The sequence below is a fragment of the Njordella aestuarii genome (genome assembly GCF_056494165.1).
Genome location: NZ_CM151397.1, coordinates 5,062,726 through 5,086,623, shown reverse-complemented (window position 1 = coordinate 5,086,623; position 23,898 = coordinate 5,062,726). Strand labels below are relative to the sequence as shown.

16 protein-coding genes and 1 tRNA gene are annotated in these 23,898 nt (G+C 50.1%); 5 read left to right on the top strand and 12 right to left on the bottom strand.

Annotation, left to right across the window (positions count from 1 at the left end):
- Nucleotides 1–2 precede the first annotated feature (2 nt).
- The 5 genes from SH451x_RS20030 to SH451x_RS20010 all read right to left on the bottom strand — a co-directional run bounded on the left by SH451x_RS20030 (nucleotide 3) and on the right by SH451x_RS20010 (nucleotide 5,452).
- Complete coding sequence (locus SH451x_RS20030; protein WP_479358859.1) at nucleotides 3–791, bottom strand: ABC transporter ATP-binding protein; 789 nt, start codon at nucleotides 789–791, stop codon at nucleotides 3–5.
- 32 nt (nucleotides 792–823) lie between these two features.
- Nucleotides 824–1,636 (bottom strand): ABC transporter ATP-binding protein, encoded by an 813-nt coding sequence (locus SH451x_RS20025; protein ID WP_479358857.1) that lies wholly within the window; start codon nucleotides 1,634–1,636, stop codon nucleotides 824–826.
- Entirely contained in the window at nucleotides 1,623–2,582 is a 960-nt protein-coding gene (locus SH451x_RS20020) for an ABC transporter permease (RefSeq protein WP_479358856.1), read from the bottom strand. The genes SH451x_RS20025 and SH451x_RS20020 overlap by 14 nt, the downstream gene beginning before the upstream one ends.
- Before the next feature lie 175 nt (nucleotides 2,583–2,757).
- The gene (locus SH451x_RS20015; RefSeq protein ID WP_479358855.1) at nucleotides 2,758–4,026 is read right to left on the bottom strand and encodes a CmpA/NrtA family ABC transporter substrate-binding protein; all 1,269 of its coding nucleotides are present in this window, start codon (nucleotides 4,024–4,026) and stop codon (nucleotides 2,758–2,760) included.
- A gap of 625 nt (nucleotides 4,027–4,651) precedes the next feature.
- Nucleotides 4,652–5,452, bottom strand: a complete 801-nt coding sequence (locus tag SH451x_RS20010; RefSeq protein ID WP_479358450.1) for an IS5 family transposase — start codon at nucleotides 5,450–5,452, stop codon at nucleotides 4,652–4,654.
- 110 nt (nucleotides 5,453–5,562) lie between these two features.
- Here SH451x_RS20010 and SH451x_RS20005 point away from each other — a divergent pair, with 110 nt between their 5' ends.
- The gene (locus SH451x_RS20005; RefSeq protein ID WP_479358854.1) at nucleotides 5,563–7,179 is read left to right on the top strand and encodes an alginate export family protein; all 1,617 of its coding nucleotides are present in this window, start codon (nucleotides 5,563–5,565) and stop codon (nucleotides 7,177–7,179) included.
- A gap of 96 nt (nucleotides 7,180–7,275) precedes the next feature.
- Here the strand turns inward: SH451x_RS20005 and SH451x_RS20000 are convergent, their stop codons facing one another.
- Nucleotides 7,276–8,886 (bottom strand): glycoside hydrolase family 43 protein, encoded by a 1,611-nt coding sequence (locus SH451x_RS20000; protein ID WP_479358852.1) that lies wholly within the window; start codon nucleotides 8,884–8,886, stop codon nucleotides 7,276–7,278.
- Nucleotides 8,887–8,922: 36 nt separating this feature from the next.
- Entirely contained in the window at nucleotides 8,923–10,191 is a 1,269-nt protein-coding gene (locus tag SH451x_RS19995) for an MFS transporter (RefSeq protein WP_479358850.1), read from the bottom strand.
- 504 nt (nucleotides 10,192–10,695) lie between these two features.
- Here SH451x_RS19995 and SH451x_RS19990 point away from each other — a divergent pair.
- Nucleotides 10,696–11,631, top strand: coding sequence for a CvpA family protein (locus tag SH451x_RS19990; protein WP_479358848.1), 936 nt, complete (start codon nucleotides 10,696–10,698; stop codon nucleotides 11,629–11,631).
- A gap of 138 nt (nucleotides 11,632–11,769) precedes the next feature.
- Here the strand turns inward: SH451x_RS19990 and SH451x_RS19985 are convergent, their stop codons facing one another.
- From SH451x_RS19985 to SH451x_RS19970, 4 genes are all read right to left on the bottom strand, one after another.
- On the bottom strand, nucleotides 11,770–12,507 hold the full coding sequence (locus tag SH451x_RS19985; RefSeq protein ID WP_479358847.1) for a phosphatase PAP2 family protein: 738 nt from the start codon (nucleotides 12,505–12,507) through the stop codon (nucleotides 11,770–11,772).
- 485 nt (nucleotides 12,508–12,992) lie between these two features.
- Nucleotides 12,993–13,066 (bottom strand) — tRNA-Arg (locus tag SH451x_RS19980).
- Nucleotides 13,067–13,192: 126 nt separating this feature from the next.
- The gene (locus SH451x_RS19975; RefSeq protein ID WP_479358845.1) at nucleotides 13,193–14,473 is read right to left on the bottom strand and encodes a prepilin peptidase; all 1,281 of its coding nucleotides are present in this window, start codon (nucleotides 14,471–14,473) and stop codon (nucleotides 13,193–13,195) included.
- A gap of 147 nt (nucleotides 14,474–14,620) precedes the next feature.
- A complete protein-coding gene (locus SH451x_RS19970) occupies nucleotides 14,621–15,757 on the bottom strand; it encodes a prenyltransferase/squalene oxidase repeat-containing protein (protein WP_479358843.1) in 1,137 nt (378 codons plus the stop codon).
- Nucleotides 15,758–16,356: 599 nt separating this feature from the next.
- Here SH451x_RS19970 and SH451x_RS19965 point away from each other — a divergent pair.
- The gene (locus tag SH451x_RS19965; RefSeq protein WP_479358841.1) at nucleotides 16,357–18,384 is read left to right on the top strand and encodes a leucine-rich repeat domain-containing protein; all 2,028 of its coding nucleotides are present in this window, start codon (nucleotides 16,357–16,359) and stop codon (nucleotides 18,382–18,384) included.
- Between the two features lie 75 nt (nucleotides 18,385–18,459).
- Nucleotides 18,460–20,910: a PVC-type heme-binding CxxCH protein gene (locus SH451x_RS19960; protein ID WP_479358840.1), complete on the top strand. Its 2,451-nt coding sequence runs from the start codon at nucleotides 18,460–18,462 to the stop codon at nucleotides 20,908–20,910.
- On the opposite strand, the gene SH451x_RS19955 is transcribed toward SH451x_RS19960, so the two are convergent.
- Nucleotides 20,907–21,824, bottom strand: coding sequence for a hypothetical protein (locus SH451x_RS19955; RefSeq protein ID WP_479358839.1), 918 nt, complete (start codon nucleotides 21,822–21,824; stop codon nucleotides 20,907–20,909). The two genes, SH451x_RS19960 and SH451x_RS19955, sit on opposite strands and share 4 nt — an antisense overlap.
- Before the next feature lie 361 nt (nucleotides 21,825–22,185).
- Here SH451x_RS19955 and SH451x_RS19950 point away from each other — a divergent pair, with 361 nt between their 5' ends.
- Nucleotides 22,186–23,886 carry a hypothetical protein gene (locus SH451x_RS19950; protein ID WP_479358838.1) on the top strand — a complete coding sequence of 567 codons (1,701 nt, stop codon included), beginning with the start codon at nucleotides 22,186–22,188 and terminating at the stop codon, nucleotides 23,884–23,886.
- Nucleotides 23,887–23,898: the final 12 nt, after the last annotated feature.

Sequence of the window (23,898 nt, the reverse complement as noted above, 5' to 3'; positions counted from 1 at the left end):
AGTTAAGCGACTTTCTCAGCGGGATGTTCCAAGAAATCAAGCACTTGATCTACATAAGCAACGTACTCTGGACTCTCCATGAGGCTCGCTCGATGGCGAGGTCGGCCGAACGGTATTGCAATGATGTCGCCTATGGTCGCAGCCGGACCATTGGTCATCATTACAATTCGATCGCTCAGCGTCACAGCCTCATCCACGTCGTGGGTAACCATGATGGCTGTGATTCGATGTTGACTCCAAACATCCAGCAACACATCTTGCAGTTCAAGACGCGTTAGCGAATCGAGCATACCGAACGGTTCATCGAGCAAAAGCATTTTAGGCTCGAGTGCAAATGCTCTTGCGATACCAACTCGCTGTTGCATGCCTTGACTTAGCTCCGAAGGTCTTTTGTGACCGGCCCGGGCAAGTCCGACTCTTTTAAGCCACCCCTGTGCAAGTTCAGCTCGATCAGGGTAACTAAGTTTTGGCTTCACTTGTTCGATCCCAATCATCACGTTTTCTACGGCTGTTAACCATGGAAGAAGATTCGGTGACTGAAACACAACGGCTCGGTCTGGTCCTGCGCCTATGACTTCCTGGTTATCTAAAACCATTCCTCCGCCATCCAATGAGTGCAGGCCCGCTACCATCGACAGAACGGTGCTTTTACCACATCCGCTGTGCCCAATGACCGAGACAAATTCACCTTCGGACATGTTCAGCGTGAATTCTCGCACGGCCAAAAATGGTCCTTTGTCGGTTTTGAACTCCTTTCGAAGTCGCCATAGTTCCAAATATTTGTTATGCATGGTTGATATCCTGTGGATCATCGTGCGGTCGACTAGCTGGCAGCAGCAAGCTCAGCTTCTTGGGAGTGTTTGCGAGCCGTCATCAACGTCTGAATGAGGCTCTTCTTCAACGCTTTGAATGAAGGGTGGTGCGTAACAGATTCCCGCGTGCGTGGACGAGGGATGTCGATTTCAAATGAGTCTCCTAAAGTTGCACCATTTTCAGCACCAGGTAGCAGCGGAATAACTCGATCCGCCATGAGGACGGCTTCCTCAACATCGTTGGTGATCAGGACAACCGTCCGACGATCTTTTTCCCAGATGCCGATGATTTCGCTTTGCAAAGTAGCTCGCGTGAGGGCGTCTAATGCTGATAGAGGTTCATCCATCAGCATTACTTTAGGCTGGGTCGCTAGCGTCCGTGCCAACGAAACGCGTTGCCTCATTCCTCCCGAAAGTTCCCCAGGCTTTTTGTGCGAAGCGTGACTTAGTTTCACCATCGCGATGTATTTTTCGCAATGCGCGACTTGTTCAATAAACGACATCGAAGGAAAGACTTCTTGAACAGCAAACATGAGGTTGTCCAAGACCGTCAACCAAGGAAGCAGCGAGTAGTTTTGAAAGACGACTCCACGTTCAGGGCTTGGACTGGTAACTAATTGGTCTCGCATGCGCACTTCACCGGAATCGGGCTTTCGCAAGCCCGCCAGAGCCGAGATCAGCGTAGTCTTACCAGTACCTGAGTATCCGACGATGGCAACAAACTCACCCTCTTCAACTTGCAGGTTAACGTTGCTAAGAACTTCTGTTCGCAGAAGCCCCTTGCCATACCCCTTGTATACACTGTCCATCTTAAGCAGTGGCATCGGTCGTCTCCTTTTGAAGTGCCGAAACTGGCGTTTCAATCTTCAACAGCGAGCCAATCGGACTGGCCCGATAGCTTCGCAGTTTACGCAGGCCGAGAGTTGGAAGACTCAAGAAGAAGTTAGCGTTCGTCTCGACGACGTTCATCAAGCGATCTAGGAAGTACCCAACTACGCCGATCAAGATAACGGCTGCGATCATCGGCCCATAAGTCCCTGCTTGATACTGGTTGTTTACGAAAGCTCCGATGCCGTTTTTACCTGATAGCATCTCGGCGGCGACGATTACTAGCCAGGCGATCCCGAGGCTCAGCCGAAAACCTGTAAACATGTAAGGCATCGTGGCTGGCAGCAAAATTCTTGAGAACAACTTCAACGGCGATAGCTTCAAGACCTTTGCGACGTTGAGGTAGTCTTGTGGTATCGCTCGAACTCCTACTGCAGTATTTAGAATTGTTGGCCAGATGGAACACATGGCAATGGTGAAGATGCATTGCAACTGTGTGGCATCGATCTCCGTGTTGTATCTGCGTATGGCTATTACAATCAATCCCGCAAGAGGGAACCATGCTAGTGGCGAAATAGGTCGTAGAACTTGAAAGATCGGGTCGAACATCCGTGCGAAACGATAGCTTCCACCAAGCAAGAAGCCGATGGGTATGGCAGCGATGATCGCCATCCCATAACCCATGCCGACGAGCACCAAGGATCGCCATATCTCAAGTCCAATGCCGTCAAACCCTTCGTCTTCATTGCGAGTGAATGGTTCGACAAAGTACTTGGTGCTTTCGTTCCATGTTGTTACTGGCGAGGGGAAATCGGAAAACCCTGCCTCTACGTCGTAGGTAAGCCAGGATATGGCGCACCAAATAGCTAAACAGATGACGATGCCGACGAGTGGTAACACCACGTTATCGGATAGGAACTTTTTGATTTTTATCGAATTCATTTTTCCGCCGGACCTTTAGTACGGAAGTTTCAAACTGATTAGTAACATTGAAGGGGGACTGCGACTTGTTTCACCCGTTTGTCTCCTAAAGGCTGGCTAGAGATGTGATGCACCTTTAGCAAAATCAAGGACGATTACGGCGATGAACGAAGGACGTTTAGCTCGTCACATCTACCTAGCCTTTTAAGCTGTTGATCGCAAACCCTTTGGCGTAGGTTTCGAGATCCTTAGTTGGATCAAAGGTCACTCCGTCGAACATGGTCCAAGCCGAGTTGTCTTCACCGCCATGCTCGTAGCCGATTTCCTTCATCGCCTCGATATAAATGTCAGGTCGCATGACTTGTTTGGTGACTCCTTCGTAATCAGGTGCGCCTTCGACCATGCCCCAACGACGGAACTGAGTCAACCACCATTTTGCATAAGCTGGTTGAGGATAATTGCAGTTGCGCTGGCTGAAGATCATGTAGTTAGGGTCGGTCTTGGTTCGACCATCACCATAGTTAAGATCACCAGTTAAGCGTCCAAGGATTTGTCCCTTGTCACATTTGATGTAAGCATCTCGAGACACGATCTCGCATTGTTCAGGGCGGTTCTTTAGGTCATCCAGCCAAACGCTTGCTTCGTGAACAGCCTTCAGCACTGCTTTGACAGTCTTTGGATTCTTGTCAGCGAACTCTGAAGTGAATGCACACACTTTTTCTGGATGGTCTTTCCAAATCTCTTGCGTGGTGACGGAAGTAAAACCGATCTTCTCGGCAATGCTGCGCGCGTTCCAAGGTTCGCCAACGCAGAATCCATCCATCTTGCCAACCTTCATGTTTTGAACCATTTGTGGTGGCGGAATCACGATTAGGCTGACGTCTTTATCAGGATGGATGCCGCCAGTTGCTAAGTAATATCGCATCCACATAGCGTGCGTCCCGGGCGGGAAAGTCATCGCAAAAGTCGCTTTCTCTTTCTTCTTGGCTTCTTCAACCAACGGTTTCAATGCCTTCGGGTCACCGGTTACCTTACCTGCCCATTCCTTCTTGAGCGTGATCGCTTGGCCATTGCGATTCATTAGCCAAGGAATAATCATTGGAACTGGTTTGATACCGCCAAGACCCATCGTCGATGCAAGAGGCATCCCGATTAACATATGTGTAAAGTCAATATCGCCTTTCACTAGCGCGTCTCTTACAGCAGCCCAATTGGCAGGTTTTACTGGTTCTGCCTCAATGCCGTACTTCTTAAAGAATCCCTTCTCGTGAGCAATCACAAGAGGTGAGCAATCGGTCAGAGCGATGAAGCCGAACTTGACTTTGGCTTTTTCAGGAGCCTCCGATGCATAAACCGTCGGGACGAACGATGGATACTGCGTTATTCCGGCAACGGCTGATCCAGCCACTATCGTCTTTAGGACTTTGCGACGAGTAAGTGAAACTTTTCGATTCAATGAAGACATGCATTAATACCTATTAGCGAGAACCAAGTGCTTTTGAGAGGATGTGAACCAGTCGTGATCACGTAGGCTCAAACAATATTCAACGCACGGGTAGTGCCAGACCCTAGCTTGAAGTAGCACCGAAACTGCCTCGAACTGGCAATTGCGGATATCGCCGATTCCGTATTGGGCTACTTGGGGATAGATACGCTCCATTAAAAAAAAGAGATTGCAGAAAGATACATTTGCGTGCTGCCACCAAATGAGGCAGCGCTGCTTGGATGGGTTGCATCTGCATGCGAGCGCTCGATGGCCTCAAAGTGCGCACGTGGATTTTTCTTGCTCAGGAGGGCGAAATCCCTGGCGAAACGATGCATCACCTCGCTAACTAGTTGGGCAATCTGTGGCGGACTGCCACATTTTTCTTTACCTTCTTCTACTACTGCGACGAAACAAGGCGATAGTAAAGATGTCCTCCTGGCGGCGGAGTTTCTTTCTAGTCGCTCGACCAAGCCCCCTTCTCGCCGACCGTTCTGTGACAGTCCAAGCGAGGTAAGAACCGTGTTGCGAATGTAATTTTGTCGCTGCGGTGGCTGTGCGAGTAAGCCTTAGAGGCTAACAAAAAACTGGAGTTTGAAAAAAGGATTTATAGATTATCAAAGATGCGAAAAGTAATGACGGCAGCGGCGAGTTTTGCCCAAGCATCAATCATGATTGCATCTCGATCATAGCGAAAGCGAAGCCGTCTTAATCCCTTGAACCACGAAATGGTTCGTTCCACGACCCATCGCACTTTGCCTAAATGGCTGCCATGTTTCTCGCGACGCCTTCGAATCTTGGGTTCAATACCTATCCACTCCAGAAGCTTTCGTCCCGAATTATCGTCGTATCCTGCATCGGCGATGACTTGCTTGGGATGCGTTAGTGGGCGTCCCCTTCGACCACCAATCTGCGGAAATTCGACGACAGTTTTGACGAGTTCTTTCACGTCAGGCACATTAGCACCGACCACTCGAACCGCGAGAGGAACTCCGTTAGCGTCCACCATCAAAGTGTGCTTAGTCCCCGGTTTTGCACGGTCGGTCGGATTGGGACCACTCTTGGCCCCGCCTCCAAAAGCTCGCGTCAGAGTCGAATCGATGATCGCTACTTCGTGATGCAACCGCTTCGCTGCATTGAGCTTATTGAGAATCTTCTTATGGATACGCTCCCAAATTCCCGTGGACTGCCAAAGGCGCAAACGCGATCGAGCGGTCTCACCGCAACATCCCATCTCCAACGGGACATCTGCCCAGCGGCAGCCGGTCGTCAGCACATGCCAAATTACCCGCACTACCACCTCATGCTCGATCGGTCGTCGACCACCATCACTGGTAGATTCTGGCAACGGCGGCAGTTCAGCTAAAATGAATCTCAGTAAATCGTCCGGTATAATATTCTTAGCCATGATATTCTCCTTGAATTCATGGCTGGCGCAAACCCTGTGCCAAACGAACGTTAGGCAAGTTTTTTGTTAGCCTCTTAAGAAGCCTTACAATAAAATGGAGTTTGTTATTCATGGAAGTTACCAAACGTAGGATGCGTTTTGGGCTGAGGCTAGCCATCGCATCACTTTGCGCCGCCATCCCCACAACCTCATATGCTCAAGAGAGTGCTGATTCTTGGAAAGAGTTTGCTTACGGTAACACTGTCGAGCAGCCTTCGGTCGAACATGACGGTGTCCCGTTCTTTTCGGTAAGCCAGTCGACATCTTCACAACCGCAGCCAACTGCGACAGTAGACGATGCGGCAGCGAAGCAGGCAGCGGCCGCTGCAAAGAAGAAAAAGGAAGAACTAGATAAGGCGATGAAGGAAGCCTACAAAGGCCTCTACTTCGCTAACAATTTCGCATACCTTGACAACCCCGCCTATGATGGACCAAGCTTTCTGGGTGATAGCCTGAAGCGAATGAAAGATGGCAAGTTGGACATCGGTGGCGAATATCGCAGCCGCTATCACAACGAAGTTAACCATCGCGGACTTGGCTTGACAGGCAACGACGACCAGTTTTGGTTAACGCGCGTTCGACTATTCTCGAACTATCGGATCACCGAAGATATTCGGTTCTTCGGCGAGTATCTGTATGCCGATTCGGCGAATGAAACATTCGCGCCGCGTCCTATCGAAGAAAATCGTGGCGATGCTCAAAATCTATTCATTGATGCCAAACTATACGAAGGCGACCAGTATAAAGTCTCTGGTCGCGTAGGTCGTCAAGAGTTGCTCCTTGGCAATCAACGGTTAGTCTCGCCGCTCGATTGGGCGAATACTCGCCGAACCTTTGACGGCTATCGCATGACAATCTCGGAAAAAGAGTCGGATCTCGATCTGTTCTATACAAACCCAGTGGCGCGCGTTGCAGCAACAGCGGGTACAAACGACTGGGACAGTTCGGATACGCGACAACACTTTTACGGCGCGTATTACAGTACCAAGCAATTCTCGGCCGGAACGATTGATACCTACTACTTGGGTTACGACAACGAACGCGCGGACTTCTCGTTTCATACATTGGGAAGTCAAATATCTGGAAGTAACGATTACTTCCTGTACGAGTTTGAAGGCGGTACCCAATTCGGTGCAAATGCCAACGGAACAAACCACAGCGCGGGTTTTGCGACTGCGGGTTTAGGTAAGAAGTTTGAGCTGTGCGTATGCGGCGGAAAGACTTGGACGCCGACAGTGTGGGGTTGGTATGACTGGGCGTCCGGAGCCGATGATCCAGTTTTCTCTCCTGGTGACGATGGGTTCAACCACTTGTTCCCGCTGGCCCACAAATATAATGGCTTGATGGACTTGTTCGGACGTCGTAACCTGCACGATATCAACGCACAGTTCATCACACCGATCGGCAAGAAAACCAACCTGCTGCTCTGGTATCACTATTTCATGCTCGATCAAGCAACGACGCCATACAGTGTCGTGATGACCCCGTTCAACACTGCAAATCGAGCAGTAAGCCGCGATCTTGGACACGAGATCGACCTGCTAGTCACCACCAAGATCAATCCTCGTACTGACATTGTTATTGGATATTCCTACTTCGATGCAGGTGATTACTACAAGCTAACGCCGGGAGTGCCAACTTCTGAGAATGCACGATTCTTGTACACTCAGTTCTCGAAGCAGTTCTAACTGACACCCCGAAAATAAACGCTCGACTGGAACCGAACGCCGTGCCTAAGCTGCACGGCGTTTTGAGGACCATCACGAAAAGCGTTTCTTCGACTGCTAATGTTCTACGTATTCGAAGTAGTCGAAGTCTGCGGGCAACGCAGCACCAGACAGATCCTGGCAAGCCATTCCAACGAAAGTTCCTGTAAAATTCGCGGCAGTTATTGGCCCCGCTTCGTCTGAGACTATGGTGGCATCAAATTGTTGTGTCAACCACTGCCAATCGTTAGCTGATTCGGTGCGATATGCAAAACGAAGAATTGCACCCTCTACTCTAACGTGCAAATGAATGGCCCCTTTAGCGGGCAAGCGAATCGGCGCCGTTACCGCGTCGGGCAATTCGGGATTGCACGTAACGACTCGTAAATGCCGTCCCATTTCTTCGTCGTTCGTTACATACAGATAGTGAAGTTTTGAACTGTTATAGTAGCAGACCAAACCTGCTTGCTGCTGAAAATGCTCGGGCTCGAAATCTAAACATGTGGATGCGCTGTAACTGTGAGCTTGCTGTCGTCGCGCGACGAGCGCTTGTCGGAAAAAACTGCCTAACGTTTCGCGACCATATAGACGCAGGAATCCAGGACGCGCAGTCAAGCTCCAGATTTCTTCCGGCCATGGCGTTCGTAACCACTGGAAATCGATCGGAAGCTGCGGAGAGTCGAACTCTTCACGCTTCGGCGGACTAATCGACAGCGGCTCAGCAGCGGCCGGAGCAGGTGTCGACTGCTGAGGAAGCTGGTCATGATTCTCCGTGTACAACCAATTGTCATGCCAGACCATGCGTTGGATCGCAGTCTCGCGTCCTAGCGTACAACGTCCCCTGTTTGGCACTGGTCGGCCGCAAAGATAAACCATGTAAGTATCTCCTGCAGGAGTTTCTACAAGATCCGCATGGCCGGTACGTTGTATTGCCAGATCGCTTCGGTGTCTCGCCGTCAGTACATATTTATCGGGATGTAATTCATATGAGCCATGCAAGGAACGTGAGCGAGCCATTGTGACGGCGTGCCCCCATCCGGTACCACCTTCGGCTGTCAACAGGTAATAGTATTCGCCCCGTTTATACAGATGCGGCCCTTCGGTAAAACCGATGTCGGTGCCAGAAAAAATCGTTTCGCGTTTTCCGATTAGTTGTTTGCTTTGCGGGCAATACTCTTGCAATAAAATTCCGCCGAAGCGGTTCTTACCATTTCGATGATCCCACAACATGTTAACGATATATTTGCGTCCATCGTCGTCGTGAAACAAAGACGGATCGAAACCGCTGCTATTTAAGAAGACAGGGTCCGACCAATCACCGTCGATCGAATCGCTAGAGACAAGATAGTTGTGTGTGTCTCGCCATCCCCACCCTGCTCCGCCCGGCTGTGATGTCTTTCCATAGCGTTTCACATCGGTGTACACCAGATAAAAGACGCCTTTGTCGTACGTCAAGCAAGGCGCCCAGACTCCACATGAGTCAGGATCGCCAAGCATATTTAACTGGCTTGGTCGGTTTAGAGGTCTCGCGATCAGTTGCCACGAAATCAGATCCCTCGAATGGTAAATCTGAACCCCGGGGAACCACTCGAACGTCGAAGTCGCTATGTAATAGTCTTTACCGACCCTGATGATGGAAGGGTCAGGATTGAACCCCTTCAAAATCGGATTCAGAATTGTTCTTGCCATAAATTGTTTTCGTGGATTTCGCTTACAAGTGGTTCGTTAAATGAGTCGCGGATGAGCGTCCTTTTCTGGATCAACCACCACGGTCCAAAGAATGATCGCGCCGATGATGTCAAGAAAGCCCAGAATCACAAAGAACGGTGCATAACCGATCTTCAACACAAGGTATCCGATTGCAAGGTTAAAAATCGCCAGCCCAGCGTTTCCGAACGTACCTGCCATCCCGGCCACAGTTGCAACTTCGTTTCGTTTGAACAGATCTGAAGCCATCGTAATTACGGTAACGGAAAGCGTTTGATGTGCAAAACCAGCCAAGCTTAGCAAAGCAATTGCGAGGTACTGGTTTTGAACGAAGCCCACGAATCCGACGGCCAGCATCGTTACGGCACCGATGGTGAACGCCCAACGACGTGAGTCAATTACTTTAACATTCCACTTGCGTTGTAACCAGAAGCTGAACCAACCGCCAAAAATGCACCCGAAATCGGCTGCAAGAAACGGCATCCACGCGTACAAAGCGATTTCCTTGAGCTGCCACCCACGAGTTTCGGCTAGATACAACGGCATCCAAAACACAAGGATGCCCCAAGTCGGATCTGCCAAGAACCTTGGCAAAGCGATTCCCCAGAAATTTCTTCGCCCAAGAATCGAAGTAATCTTTGGCGACTTCCCATCGCCCTTTAAATGTTCTTCCTGTCCAGCCTCGATATAAGCAGACTCCTCGGCACTAAGTGCTTTGTGACGATCAGGGGATTCGTAGCAAATTAGCCACACGACCACCCACACGAGTCCCAAAATTCCTGTAATGACAAACGCGATTCGCCAGTTGTACATGAGTATTGCCCAGCCAACCAACGGTGGTGCAAGCATCGATCCAAAGGAAGCTCCGATGTTATAGATACCGCCTGCAAAGCCACGCTCGCGTGCAGGAAACCATTCCGATGTCGCTTTCATTCCAGCTGGATTGGCGGACCCTTCCACAAACCCAAGAGCGCCACGCAAACCGGCCAGCGACAGCCAACTCGTTGCAAGGCCGTGCGCCATACTTATCAAGGACCAAGCAGTGGCAAAAAGTGCATAACCATAACGTAAGCCAAGTATGTCAAGCACATAGCCACAAATCGGTTGCAGCATAATCATCGCTTGAAAAATTGTGACGATCCAGCTGTACTGCATCTCGCCGATTCCCAAGTCGACCTTTAACTCAGGAGCGGCCACGGACAAAGAGCTGCGCGTTAGGTAATTGATGATCGAGCCCAACATAATCAAGCTTATCATCCACCATCGAAGTCCTCGGATCTTGAACATTCAGCAACAACCTTTCTTGTCGTTCGACCTTTTGATGGATCCCACTATATGTGAGGCACGCGCGAGAAATCAAAGTAACTCGCTCAATGCTCGATATGACCCGAGTATCTGAGATCTGCTGGAAAAGTATTCGATACAAACTTACAAGTCAGGCATTGTGCTCACCCACATATTAAGAATCAAGTAGGGATCGCCACGAATGCAATGTGGATAGGATATGAAAGATCGTCATGGCGATTTTCAACGAAAGCCAGATGAGAAAAGACTAGCAGCCCTTTTCTAGGCGACTTACAACCGGAGAACTGCCTGAATAAAAGTGTTTGAAGGACTGGGGACGAGACTGTTTCGTAGCCAGAAAATCAGGCTAGCCCGCATAATCGATACAAATCTTTACAGCGTCAACCGAAGTTGCTCGGCATGCAATTGGAGCTCTGAGCGGCGGACGAAAATGAACTAGGTTTCTTGCAAGTCGTTACGATTTCGCAATGTTTGAACCGAACTAAAATGAATGCTGAACCCAAAGGCCGAATGGGCATGCCGATGCGCCTGTTTTGGTGTATCGTCTTCTTCTACCCAGCAGCATATTTCGCTTATTGCGGCGACTACATCTTGGCGGTCTTAACTGCCACTGGAGGTGTCGGGGCATTCAGTGGTTATCGATTTGGCATCTCTTACAAAATTTCGTCGGTGGCAGCCTTCGCCATCGCAACTGTCTGCGCACCAAAGCTCGCGATGAGATTTGAGCATAATCTATCGGAGCTGATCGGTACCGATGGATTATTCAATCGAGCAATCGCAGTTGGCGCGGCTGGTATAGCGATTGTCGTCGCATGCTTAGTCCTGTCATCCTTCGTGATCCGTCGATCATTTCAAAATCACCCCAAGGCAAAGCAGTGTGACAATGTGTTAGGATTTGCCTTTGGTTTCGCTCAAGGCGTTGTGGCCATAGTCTTTTTAATTGGCGGTTTGCTTGTAATGGAGCCGCAACAACGCAAACAATTGGCGGCTAGTGGCATCGACGAATCCAAAGCGCCATTCGCTCATCAAATCATTTTTCAGACCAGTCACTTCGTAGACGAAAGCTGTACAGGCGAGCTAATCCGGCAAAACAATCCGGTAGAGAAGATCCCACAACTGCGGAAGCTGAAAGAGTTGCAAGACACAGCGATTGTCTTAGCCGATCCTGCTAAGATGAACGAAGTCATTCAGCATCCTTCGGTGCAGGATCTCAGAGAGCAACCGAGTGTAAAAGAAGCGATCGAGACATTGCAGCAAGATGATTCGATTCGAGAGTTACTAGCATCGGGCCAGCCAATGAACCGCAACATTGCCATGAAGTTGCTGAATCACCCAGCCATCATGCACTTGGTGGATCAGCCAGGATTCATCGATCAGCTTTCCCAAGCCGTTTCAGACGTCAATCTCTCAATTCGGCAGTAGCGTTTCCTACGTTGTTTAGACGCTCGAGTTGTAGGAACTTGGGTCACTCTCTGACGGCACATTCGGCTTGCTGCTGGACCGAATTCAAAGGTACAGCGAGCACGCATCGCGAAGATACTAGATACTACTTGCCAGAACTCATGATTGAATCTGAGTGTCAATCTTGGGGGACGAGACGACTTTGGAAATTAACCAGCAACTCAAAGCCCAAACCAGCCCAGCCGCCCAACCCGCGAGAACATCGGTTGGATAGTGCACTCCCATATAGATCCGACTTAGGCCGACCAAAACGGTTAGTACCACAGCGGCCCCAATAACATAGACTCGCACCCAAAAATGACGCACGACACTCGTCAGGAGCGTGGCCAAGGTGAGGTAGACGACAGCAGACATCATAGAATGACCACTTGGGAAGCTGCTCGTGTAGACCTCAGATAGATGGGGTACGATATTCGGTCGAGGCCTCATGAACCACTGCTTCATCAACGAACTTGCGATTATGCCACCCAGAGTCGACACAAGTAGGAGGACAAGCATGCGATATGCACCGTTGATTGCAAGAAACCCTGCCGATCCAAAGATGAAGAGCAGCAACACCACGACTCCACCCAGTCCTGTCAAGTCGCGACCAACCTCAGCCATCCACGGTGGCCCGACCGGCAGTGCCAAATTGTCTGGCTGACGAAGACTTCGAACCGCCCATTGATCGAACGAGGCAGTGTCACCTTCTACAACTTCGCCAGCGAGTTCAATAAATCCCCAGCTCAATAGAACGACAAGTAAGATCCCGAATAACACGATGGGTTCCCGCCCTCGGAAGTATCGAGTGAAACGATACAAGAGCGGGTGACGAAATGCGTATTTCATAGGCGACATAGTTTTGCATTTACTAGCAATCGACATGCCTAAAGAGTCCCTTGCGTGCCTCGCGCCTGGATAGAGTACGACAGCTAAGCTCTCGTCGCAAATGCAACACTGCTGGTTGCAAAGATTCTCGACGGGTCGTAAGGATTCCTGTCGCCAGTTCGATTTCGTCTTCTACGCCTCTTGTTTTAATAGCAGGCCTTGAAGTTTGGCCAAACTCTCCCGAACCAGCGATCGAGTCGAGAGATTGGATTTCATTGCATTGCTGTTTTCAACTAATAGCAATCAGCGTATGGGAGGGTAGCAGCTCGGCTATCAACGCGCGGCGCATCCGAGGGGTTGCATTTACTGATGACTCTACCGACTCAAAAGTTGGTGCAGAAATTGGTGCAATCAGGAATAATCAGGAGTCGTCAGAAGATACCGCCGAATCACCAAAAGACCAAGGAAATCGCAGGTATTCCTATGCAAACTGCGTTGACGCAGAATATGAAAGGCAGGCCCAGCAGGACTCGAACCTGCGACCTACGGATTAGAAATCCGTTGCTCTATCCAACTGAGCTATGAGCCCGAAAAAGGGGGGGAATGCCTTCAGTCCCTTGTATGGCGGTCGTCAACAACTCTCATGTCCCGGCAAACGCCCTGTTCGTCGGCGATTCTACCATGGAGCGAAATCCTAGCAAACCGTATCGGGAATTTACTCCGACACCTCAAGCAACGATCTATCTGTCCCCTCCGAAGTGTTCCCGCTCGACGTTCGCCGACGCTCAGGACTGAACTTGGCTAGTCCAACAGCAATCACCAGCAGAATTCCTATCACGACGGGAAAAGCTGCTAGTTGACGCCAAACTAACAGATATAGTACACAAAAAAAGATCAGCCAACTGTGTTCGTCTCGCATCGCATGCCACCATCGAAAAGACTGAGTGGATCTTGTTAACCATGCTGCTACTGTCGATAACGATACACAAAAAATACTACCCATCACTCCCGTTGCAATCGTCAATGCGACACTCGCTGCCGTCCAGGAAAAAAGGCGACTGCTTTGCCGTGTAGCATGCGAGCCAGTCACAGTCTGCGTTGAATATTCGTCCACATGCTCCAGCCCAGATGCTCGATAGGTAAGCGTCGCAAGGATAATACCGCCCCCAATCGCTTGGCAGAGATAGGAAATAACCTCAATCCTCGAAGGTGATAACGAACGAGCAGAACTCAGAATTGACCACGAGAGCGATATTGGAAATGCAAACATTATCGTTACAACCGCGAGGATCGGAACAATGTTGAATAACCTGGGTAAGAAAGCTCCACCAGTTCGTGTCATATGAATCAGAAGCATATGGGTTACTAACAAAAGATGGACTGCGAAACTCCACTGCAGCCAGTTCGGCAATGAAGAAATGTTTACAGGCAGACCGTACTCAAGCCGAACCGGCGCAACTGTTGGTAGGTTTTGACCATGACTTAAGAACTCGACGACGTACAAGAGCAAGAAAAGCGAGCCCCCCAGAGCCTCATAAATCGGATACTTGGCTGATATGGGGAGCTGGCAAACTAGACAACGACCCCGAAGTCGCAACCAACCGATTATTGGTACGTTGTCGATCGACTTGATGGGGACCAAGCAACGGGGGCAGAACGAATGTCCATTTACCGACATGCCCCGCGGCGCTCGCCACGCGACGACATTGAGGAAGCTGGCAAGGCTGCTGCCGACGGTGAACAGCCAAACGCCGATCACGATTTCTAAACCGCGACAAAGCAAGAAGTCTTGGCGTCGTGCAAACGACCAATAGTTGGCACCATTTACGAACTCAACGTACGCGCCGCCTGCCGCACTGATCAAGACTACAGCGATTGATATGGTAAGTATCGTTAGGCGACCGCTGGTAGTAGCACCGCGGCGTCGTAAAACCGGATCCCGCGCGGATGGGACGCTGGGAAGTACATCGCGATCGTCCGAAAAATGGGTGTTCACCCCGCCCTGCCCTTCGCCGCCAAGAATTAGATTGGAAGCGAAGAATTGTAAACGGAATACGCTACATTCCTACGGGACATCAGTTGGAACTGACAAAATCGAGGTGCGAACAAAGTCCGCTCGCGTGACGAGCCAAAATTTGGTGACCTATTTTTCGTTTGTCAGCGTCGCTAACGTAAGCAAAGCGTATCCTGTGACAAGGTTTGGATCCGATTCCATCCAGCGTTGGTCTTCGTTGACCCACGATCCATCTTCTCGTTGCTTGTCTTTCAGTGCCGTAAAAAGGTCTTGCTTCCAGTCCCTTTCTCCGCTGGCCGTGTCAAATTTCGCTTCGCCATTGGCTTTCAACGCTTTTGCCATCGTTTGGTAATAGTAGAACAAGCCCGACTGGCCCAGGCCTGGGTTTGTGTCTACAGAATAGTTGGTTGCGAGAAACTTCTTGGCCGCAGAGACTCGTGGGTCATCTTCTGTAAGGCCAGCGTAGATCATGCTTTTCAGTCCGGCGTACGTCATCGCTGGATAGGAGCGGAGTCCACCGTCGTCGTTCTGCCCTGCCATTGACGCACCGCCCGCAGCAACTGTGTAGTAAAAACCACCGTCATCTACTTTCGCAGCAAACGGAGAACTATTTAACTCAGACTCAAGGTTTTGGCAGCGGGTAACAAACAGTAACGCTTTCTGGATGGCGGGATCGTTTTCCTCAGCGCCCAGTTGACGTAGAGCTTCTACCATGAAGGCCGTATTCGACAGGTCTGGTCTAGCTTTGCTACCGTATCCTGCTCCACCAAAATTCAGATCTTCTTCTGCGATTCCTTCGTCCTCGTCCCACTGACCTTTGCGGATGAAGCGATCGGCATTCTTAAGAATCTCGGTATATTCACCTGACTTGTTGGCTTGCGACAAGGCCATCACAGCGATGCAAGTTTCATAATTGGCATGCGTCGAGCCTTGGGAGTAAATGCCGCCGTCAGGTTGTACATGTTTGAGCAAGTACTCGAACGCCTTCTTGGTCGCTTGGTCATTCTCGCGTCCAACCGCTGTTAAGCCCGCCGCGACGACAGCGGTCACTCCGACGCCGCTGCTTTGGCTGAACGAGCCATCAGCAGCTTGCCCCCTCAGTCGCAAGTAGTCAGTAGCTCGTTGGACCATGGCCTGCACTTGATCGGCGGAGATTCGAGCAGATTCGGATGGTTCCGCCGCGGTTAGAATGTTCAAGGTTGTTAGTGGAGTGCCGGAGAAGTAGAGAAATGCAGAAAGGCTGAAGACAGATAGTTTGGCTTTCATCAAATTTCTAACGGTGGAAGGAATGAAGTAACTGCAAATAAGCTTCAATTGCTTTGCTGTATATGTCGAGCGACGAGTTTCAATGGATGTGAACAGATTAACAAACCAGGACTTCAGTTATATGCGAATTGCGAGCCAGCTTTTAACGGTTTGTGAACAATGACGCGACGAGCGTTGCTGATCTGCTTCTGCTTAACCTCAATTGTAGCGACAAACGCTGCAATTTCTCGAGTGACTCAATCAAAAGCACCAGAAAAAACATCCTTTGAGCGCGCCGCTAATCGAGGATATTTGTTTAATGTTGTCAGTGGTCACATGAAGAAGTGGCGGTGTTTAAGCCAGGACGGTGAAAATTCCGCCGTATCGAATTCTGCTACAATTCTTCGAAGAACTGGAATTGCTAGTCCTGTCGGGATCGCGCGGTCATGCACGCAGAGATATTTCAAAAAGGTGAGCCGGAGAACCTCAGGAAGCCAACTCGGCGAATCAGCATAGTCTTGCCGCTGTTATGCTTAATTCTGTTGTTGGTAGCGAACCTACTGATTTTCGCGCTTTTTGGGAGGATTTCACGTTATTACAGTTTGTTGAACTATGGTCTTATGTGTTTAACCTATGTTCAAGTAATTCTTATCGGAATTTTCGCTGCGTTGGTTGGTAGAGTTTGGCTCAATGGTGTGGCGATCGCTGCAGCCTACACCGCGTTAGCCATTGGATCGACTTTGTTAGGCGCACGTTTGGGCGGTACGAGTTTTGTTCTAACCGACGATTTAAGCGTTGTTTGGATAAGTTTTAGTCTGCCATGCGTTCTTGTGGTTGGTGCTCTGCCGCTTTACTTGATGAGAGGCTTATGCGGATGGCGGTTCGCACTGAGACCGGGGCTGTCAACACCTCGCGGTGCACTGCGAATCGAGGACTTGTTTGCGTTAGCAACGATCGTCGCCTGTCTGATTTTCTTAGTCCGTGGGTCAGAAATGGGAGCGTCGAATTTTCAAGGCAATGACCCATACTCGATTGCCTTCGCCCTTTCGGTGGGTTTAATCTTGATCAACACATTTGTCGCATTGCCATTGGTCTCGATTGTATTCCGCGTAAAGTCTCGCGTTCGACTTGTCTTCGCATTAGCGTGTTACATCGTAGCTTTCGAACTTGTGACGTTCGGGATGGCTGTTTGGGAGAATCGGACAAATTCAACGTCTTTCCTTTCACCGATGCTACTTCTTTTAGGGTTGTTCACCACGGTGCTTGTGGGATTGTTCATTTTGAAAGGCAGCGGATGGTATTTGACAAAATATGCTACGTTGGATGACGATCGGTCGAGCCATAAGGAGCAATTGCTTCAAGATCGTCGCACGCATCGTTATTGGACGGGATGCTTATTGGTTGTGACGCTCTTATCCAGTGTTGTCATCGGCCGTTTCGAGTCGAATCAAGATCGGCAGCTCGCGAGCACTTACGCGCTACAGGAGGAACTGAAAAGGCAATACGGTAGCCTAGAGGTTCAAGATGGTAAGATCGTCGAACTGAATTTGGGTCCGAGGGCTTCGATAGACGGACTGAAGTCATACAAGATAAGGTATGACCTGCGGCACCTCGAGAAGATTTCGTTTGCATACTCAGATCTGGATGACGAAGGGCTGGGCAAGCTGGTCGGAATGATAGATCCGCGTTCAATCGACCTGAGTCATACTCGCGTATCGGCTGATGGGCTCACTGCTTTAGTGAACTGCAAGAACCTGACGGAATTGTCTGTGGCTGGCCTTGATCTCGATGTAAACGAAATAGATTCATTGCTGCGAAATCTTAGTCTTGAATCTATTGATCTTAGTGAAATGAAGTTGACTGATGAAGACTTGGCGCAACTCGTTGTCAGGCTTGATTTATTAAAATATCGACTTTGCAACAATCAGTTAAGCGACCAAGGAGTGATAGAGCTATGTGATAAGATTCCGATGGGCTATTTTTCAGAGTTGGACCTCAGTGGCAACCAATTGAACGGTAGTTTCTTGCAGAGTACGAATTATTTTGGAAAGTTAGTTTTACACAACGTACCTATAGTCGATGCGGAGCTGCAAAAAGCACTTCCCACGATCCAATGTAGCGAACTTTCGCTGAGCAATACCGATCTAACAGACGCAATGTTGCCGTCTTTGCTCGCTACTACGGGCATTCAAAGATTGACGCTGATGGATGGTAACTTTACCGACGCCGGACTCGCCAATTGTCGAGTTGCAGCAATGAGCCGTCTAGCTATTCGAGGGAAGCAGTTTACTGGAGCATGGCTTCGCGACTGGCAAACGCCAATAAACTATCTAGATGTTAGTGGGTCGTCTTTCGCGGATGGAGATGTCGCCTATCTATGTCAACCGCATCTGGCGATTGGTATGCTTAGTTTGGCAAACACAGCCATTACGGATGAATGCTTGTCCGATTTGGAGAAGCTATTACCATGCTACTACCTTGACATCAGCAATACGAAAATAACTGCCCAAGCTCTTCTGCAACGCAACTTTCCGCAGATTCAAGAACTACGCATAGGGGGTGGGCAATTCTCGCCGGACGAAATTAAAAGGTTGCGAAAGAAGTATTCTCTTCTTCTGGGTGAGCGGGAAAGTTCACGTTTTAACTAAGGCTCTAAATCATTGGTTCTCGACCATCGTAAACACGCCAAATCATCATCTCTACCATCATCGGAAGACGAAAGCATGCTTTCTGAACGAATACGCAGTATTTGCTGGGCAACAGCTAGACTTTTTTGCTGGGCGTTGCCACTCTGGCTAAACATTAGCGATGCAGAATCGCAAATAAATGCGCAGGAGATTCCGGTGCCGCAGGTGTTGATCGATGGTTGGAAAATGGAGTTGCTCGATTCGGAGCCGCGGATTGTTACGCCAACGGCTTGCGATGTCGACGCGAATGACAACCTGTTTGTGGTGGAATGCCACACTCACTTTCCGCCGGATGATTATTCGGGACCAAAAGTCGATCGCATTTGGGTGTATATCGATAAAGATAAGGATGGCAACTTCGAGCAACGCGAATTGTTCTTTGAAGGCGGCGTGGCAACTATGTCGATCGCCTGTGATGCTGAGGGTTGGATTTACGCATCATCGCGTTCCCAGATTATCCGACTCAAGGACAATGACGGCGACTTCAAGGCCGACGTCAACGAGCAGATAATCGATCACGCTACCGACGCCAACTACCCGCACAACGGTCTGTCTTCGTTGTTGTTGATCGGTGAAGATGAAATGATCTTTGGACAAGGCGAGAACTTCGGCGAGCCGTACAAACTGATTGGCACTGATGGAAGTGTGCAGCAGGGGCAAGGCGAGGGTGGAAATCTCTATCGTTGCAAGAGAGACGGTTCCAAACTGACTCGGTATGCAACTGGTTTTTGGAATCCTTTCGGGCTTTCGTCAGACGCCAGCGGGCAGTTGTTCGTGGTGGACAACGATCCTGATGCGACTCCGCCCAACCGTTTGTTAAAAGTTATTCATGGAGGCGACTACGGTTTTCAGTTTCGCTTCGGGCGGGCCGGAACGCATCCACTGTTGGCTTGGAACGGAGAATACCCAGGGACCAAGGGAATGGCGGCGGGTGTTGGGGAGGCCGCATGTGCAGTCACTCAAATCAATGATCGGCTCTGGGTTACTAGTTGGGGTGACAACCGAATTGAAGAAGTGAAGCTTGATAGCAGAGATTCTGGTGGCTCCGGTGTAACGCGTACAATCATCCAAGGTGACGCGATGTTCCGCCCTGTCGATTTCGCGAGAACATCCAAAAACGTGCTGTATGTTACCGACTGGGTCGACCGAAGTTACTCAGTACATCAAAAAGGCCGGATTTGGAAACTGACCCCCACATCTGCCGACGCAATACAGCCTGAAGTCGGTGCGAAGATCGAAGATTCGGATATTGCAATCGATAGTTCGTCGATCGCCAAATTGCTTCAGAAAGATTCCTCGTTAACACTCCGTGAGTTGCAGCAGCTGCATTGGTTGCAACTGACCGCGCAGCAGCTCTCTAGTGAAAGCATTGGCAAGCTGCTCAAGGACTCGATTGGTTCCAAGAGCTATGACGCGCGGCTGTACGCAATTCGTTGGGCGACGGAAACAGGCGACCAGAGCTTTGTGCCGCTTTTGGAAGAAAGGCTGTCCGCGACCGAGTTAGAGGGATCGCAAGAATTTTCCGCACTCGTGGCGGCGATAAGCTATTTAAAAACCGGTTCGGCATCTGGCAGTCGGACTGATCCAGCGCAAGATAGCATGCTGGCCGAAATCGTATTGGATGCCAAGCGTGACATGAAACTGAGGATCTTGGCTGCGAAGAAGCTGTCACGCGAGTATGCGTTTGCAAATGTAGCAGACGCTTATACCAACGTTTCAAAATCAAAAGACGAACTGCTGTCGCACGAGTTCATCTCTTGGTTGGGTGTGAAGGCGAACGACGAAGCCATAGCACTGTTAGAACGCTTAGTGCAAGACAGCGAACAGCCTTCAGGTCTGCGGGCGGACGCTTTAGCAGCGCTGGCGGCGAACGCACCGCAGCAAGCAACTTTGCAGATGAACAAAGTCGATACGCGGGATGTGAATGGGGATTTGAATCTTGAACTTGCCCGTATAAAAAAGGCGATGGAACGCGCGAGCGCCGATTCAGATGCTGCCAAATCACATGTGGCGAGTTTACCGAAGACGGATGATCTGGCGGGGTGGCTGAAACAAGTCGGCTCGGGGGGCGATCCGGCCGCTGGTTGGCGAGTTTGGACTCGATCACAATGTGTGAAATGCCATGCCTTTACTGGCCGCGGTGCAACCGTTGGTCCGGAGCTAACTGGGATTGCAAGTGGTAGTACAAGAGAAAAGACCCTGCAGTCGATACTTCAGCCGAGTCGTGAAGTTGCTCCACTGTACGTAACATGGCAAGTACTGACCACTGACGGAAAGATTGTCGTCGGCTCGAAGGTCAACGGTGGTGGTGTCGGTGAAAGTGCTCGGTATCTACAAGCCGACGGTACTACAGTCGACATCGCAATGGAAGATATCGAGGAACAGAAAGAGATCGCCACCAGCGTCATGCCAGAAAATCTCGTCCATACGATGGACCTGGATGAACTGCGAGATTTGTTGGCGTTCTTCGATGCTAATCGGTCTTAACGTTCGGTGTGAGGTGTTGCCGTTCGCGCGGTTTGAGGACCGATGCTTTCAATATCAGCAGGATCGTTATCTGCAAACGCTATGTTTTCTGCTCGGTCGTAGGCCAAGTAGACGGCGTTGACAAACCGTTCTTTGACCGGTGGCTGAACCTTAGCCATGCGATCAACGAGAGATTTTACGCCGCCTGGATTCTGGACAGAAGCACGCGATAGTTGAGAGACGAACTTTAACGACTCGACATAGTTTTGATCGGCGGTACTACCCACAAGCGGGCTCAGTGTCCGAACGACGATGTCAGCGCCAATGTTATCTAGCTTTAGAAAGACATCCATGTGTGCGGTAATGAGGTCTCTACCGTCGGCTGATTTGGAACTTGAACTGTGGATTACGCAGACGGTGCGTCCTTCCAACGTGCGAGGAACGAGTTTGCCTGTATAGTCACCCGTTGCGTAGTAGATGTGCGTATTGTCATTGCCCATCAGCAATTCGGTGACGCAGCGTGTCCCGGCATTATCATCACCGTGAAAAACATACGGCGCGGTACGTTGTACTTCGACGCGGGTAACTCCCATCAGATCCCACATGCCGACCAGAATCTCTGGGTAGCGAACCAACTCTTCAAAAATTTGCGAGTCGCATTCAATCGACTTTTCCGGCATACGTCGGAAGTAGCTGCATGAATTGACTACGCCGGCTACCTTTGCCTGAGCTTCTTTGTTCAGTAGGTGCGTAGGAATTTCGCGAAGTGCAAGACTTTTGGTTGCTGCAGATGATTGACTATCGCGTTCAAAGCCATCGGCCTTGAGCGGGCGGTTCAAGAACGCGAGCAGCGATGCAGCACCTGCCAAGCTACAAAGGGTACGTCGTCGTTGAGAGCACGTATCGCGAGGCACCTTGGGTAGCTTGAAATGCATACTTGTTTACCGTTTTGCATGCGTTGTAAAACGCAGCAGTTGCGACTCGTTGACTTAAAAAATCGGACATCCATTGGGATGGAGGGTCCACGCAAGCTGGGTGCCTTAGTCAAGCTGGGTAGAGGCAGCTCGCTTTCGCAAACGATCCTCGTTGACAATTAATCGGCCAAGAAGCCACTGAGCCCACAGCCTATTGGCCGCAAAGAATCGCGAAATCGCGGTTTTTCAAGATAAGCAATCTGCGGATGGCAAGTTGACCTTGAGTCAAAATGGCGATTTTTGCATGCTTGCCGCAGAAACCGCTCTACACTCGGCCGTACTTTCGTCCGCCTGTAGAAATATGCTCACGGAAAAGTTTACGATGTTTCGACGAAAACCACTTATCGATGCAGACTGGTTGCTCGGCCCGGCTATCGATCTGCAGCCATCGTCGCAGGAATCGTCGCGATCGATCTCATTATTTCCAGTCGTCGTCACGACAACATTTGCGGCTGGAGTGTTTCTCTTTTGGAATCAACTGTCAAACAGTTTTGTAGCCCAACTAAATGGGAATACTCCCGCAAGTCTGGCGACCGCAGCAACCACGCTCCCAGCGAACGATCCACAGATTGCTGCGATCGTCAAGCTGCAGGAACAACTGCCTAATTCGATTCCCGAACTGTTAACGGTGGTTGCAACGCACACGCGTCAAGACTGTGCGTTGCTGGCTTTCAAAATGTTGGACTCGTTTGCCAACAACGGTTCAAACGTCGCCGGTGGTGCTGGCGATCTTGATCTATGCCTTGAGCAGTTGCAGATGCCCATGATTGGCCTGAACGCGGGCTTGTTATGTAAGCTGATCGAACGGCGGCGAGAAATGATTGAACGCAATATTGTTCCAACTGCCGAACAAGATCGGCAGCGACTGTTGAATCGCTACGAACAATTGTTAGCTTCGGCATCGCACACTAATGAAAATTTAGACTCAAATCCGTCGTCAATTCGATTTGGCAGCACATCGGATGTAGCCGCACAAACGAACTCGCCATCGAAAAGCAGCGAAGATTCTGGGGAGAAAGCCCGCATCCGATTCAATGCGAAGGCGAGTTCTGATCCCGGCTCGATTGTCCAGAGACATGCTAAAGCAGGCCGACGCAAAGAATTTGCAATCTCGCAACTTAACAACGCCAACATTCATATCGTTGACCGCACGCCAACGGACGAGAGTTCAGCAAATGGAACTCAAGCGGTCGGCAATTCACTACGCTCGTTGGGGGCAGAAGAGCGACTTCATTTCAGTCTGCCTGCAATCCATGAATTGATTGCCGACAGTTCACCTCTTACGTTCGAGCCAGACCTTTTCGCAGTAATGTCAGACGCAGCCCCTGCCCTGCCTGAAAGTTTGCTCCAGCCAATGATTCGCACCATTGAAAACAATGGAGAAGACTCTCCGTCCGAAAGTTTGCAGGTTTCGCAAGTAACGTCTGGGCAACTCAAGGACGATTCTCCTCGGACTATCCGGCACAAAGATGATCCCAACCGAACGGCAGGTACGATCCGAACAGTCGCATATGCATCTGCTGCGACCAACGATGAACTGGACGATCTGGGGTCTGAAGATGTTGGAAATCCAAGAGCCACCACTTTAGTTGAAGACAAAGCCGAACGTCAGGCAGTTGCGGGACTGCAAGAGATGCCGTCAGGTGATCTCATCCGTTTGTTGGGCAGCGTGCAGCCAAAGATCGCAGGCGCTGCGATGTCAGAACTTCAGCGACGTGGGATGAGTGAAGAATTGCTTCAGACCGCTGTTTCACTCACCGTTGGTACTTCGCAGGAACGCATCAACGCGCTTGAAAAGCTTGTTGGCGACCAAACGTACTATCCAATGCCATGGCTGTCGTTGATGGCTGAAGACTACGATCTGAAGGTGCGCGAGCATTCCATTAAGCTATTGGGATCAATCGCCAGTGATGACGCACGCCGCCAATTGCGACTCTTGCTCAACCGTGAAACTAACGGTCACCTACAGAACTTAATTCGACAATTGAGCTTAGCATCAGGATCCACGCGGCCAGCCCGATAAAGGAAGATCTCA